This window comes from Actinosynnema sp., from assembly GCF_052038725.1.
This window is the reverse complement of sequence record NZ_JBQGCX010001415.1, coordinates 1-1,757: the sequence shown is the minus strand read 5'-3', so window position 1 is coordinate 1,757 and position 1,757 is coordinate 1. Positions and strand designations below refer to the sequence as shown.

2 protein-coding genes are annotated in these 1,757 nt (G+C 75.9%); both read left to right on the top strand.

The genetic code is table 11. From position 1 onward, the window contains the following. Positions 1-1,140, top strand: a 1,140-nt coding sequence (locus tag ACTUAL_RS29875; protein WP_440902579.1) for an ABC transporter ATP-binding protein, incomplete at its 5' end; no start/stop codon positions are given. An 8-nt stretch (positions 1,141-1,148) separates the two neighbouring features. Next, positions 1,149-1,757: cation:proton antiporter domain-containing protein (locus ACTUAL_RS29870; protein WP_440902578.1), on the top strand; the 609-nt coding region annotated here is incomplete at its 3' end.

Sequence of the window (1,757 nt, the reverse complement as noted above, 5' to 3'; positions counted from 1 at the left end):
AGCAGGCTCTCCGCCGCACTGGAGGCCGCCGCCACGGTCAAGAGCGCCTGCGCCGAGGACCACGAGGCCGAGCTGGTCGACCTGCTGGAGCTGGCGGGCGCCGACGCGGCCACGCGCACACAGCAGCACGCCGTCCGGTTCGGCGAGGGAATCCGCGCCTGGACCACCTGCTCCATGGCGGGCACCCTGCTCGTGGGCGGGCTCAAGGTGCTCGACGGCACGCTCCCGTTCGAGCGGTTCAGCCCGCTGATCGGGCTGCCGCAGCAGATGGTCATGCGGCTGACCCGGCTGGGCCCGATCGTCGACCAGTACCAGCGCACCCTCGCCGCGCACGACCGGGTCGAGCACCTGATGTCCCTGCCCACCGAGCCCACCGGTGGCCGCGCGCTGGCCCGCGAGCGGGTCGCGGGCGCCATCGCGCTCGACCGCGTGTCCTTCTCCTACGAGGGCCGCCCGCGCGTGCTGGACCGGTTGTCGCTGCGCGCGGCGGCGGGCCGGGTCACCGGCATCGTCGGCGCGACCGGCTCGGGCAAGACCACCATCGCCAAGCTGCTGATGCGCTTCCAGGACGCGGACACCGGCCGGGTGCTGCTCGACGGGCGGGACGTGCGCGGCCTGCGCCTGCCCGACCTGCGCGCGGCCGTCGGGTTCGTCGCCCAGGACCCGTTCCTGTTCGACGGCACGATCGCGGACAACATCCGCTACGGCACGTTCTCCGCCACCGACGAGCAGGTCCGCGAGGCCGCCCGCACGGCCGAGGCCCACGCGTTCGTCGAGTCGCTGCCCCTGGGCTACGACACGGTGGTCGGCGAGCACGGCGCGGCGCTGTCCGGCGGGCAGCGGCAGCGGATCGCGCTCGCCAGGACCGTGCTGAAGAACCCGCCCGTGGTGGTCCTGGACGAGGCCACGTCGGCGGTGGACAACGAGACCGAGGCGGCGATCCAGCGCGCGCTGGCGACGTTCGCGCGGGGCCGCACCCTGATCGTGATCGCGCACCGGCTCTCCACCGTCCGCAACGCGGACCACATCTACGTGCTGGAGCGGGGCGGCGTCGTCGAGCAGGGCGCGCACGAGGGCCTGGTGGCCTCCGGCGGGCGCTACGCCTCGCTGTGGGAGCTCCAGGCGGGGGCGAGGGGCTGAGCGCGTCGGTGGCGGCCCCGGCGGGCGACGCGCTCGTCGCGCTGCTGTTCCTCGACCTCGCGGTCGTCCTGGCGCTCGGCGCCCTGCTCGGCGCGCTGGCCAGGCGGCTGGGGCAGCCCTCGGTGGTGGGGGAGGTCGCGGCCGGGATCGCGCTCGGCCCCAGCCTGCTCGGCCTGCTGCCCGGCGACCCGGTGGCGCTGCTGTTCCCGCCCGAGGCGCGCCCGCCGCTGGCGTTCGCCGCCCAGCTCGGCCTGGTGCTGTTCATGTTCCTGGTCGGCTGCGAGCTGGACGTCGCGGAGCTGCGCGGCGCGGGGCGGGTGGTCGGCGCGGTGTCGGCGGGCTCGGTCGTGCTGCCGTTCTGCCTCGGGCTGGGCGTCGCGGCGCTGCTGTGGCCGCAGGGCGGTGACGCGCTCGCGCTGTTCACCGCAGCCGCCCTGTCGATCACCGCTTTCCCCGTGCTGGCGCGGATCCTGGCCGAGCGGCGGATGCAGCGCACCCGGTCCGGGGTGGTCGCGCTGGCGAGCGCCGCGGTGAACGACGTGGTGGCGTGGTGCGCGCTCGCCGTCGTCGCCGGGATCGTGACCGCGCGCGGCCCCTGGTCGGCGGTGGCCACGCTG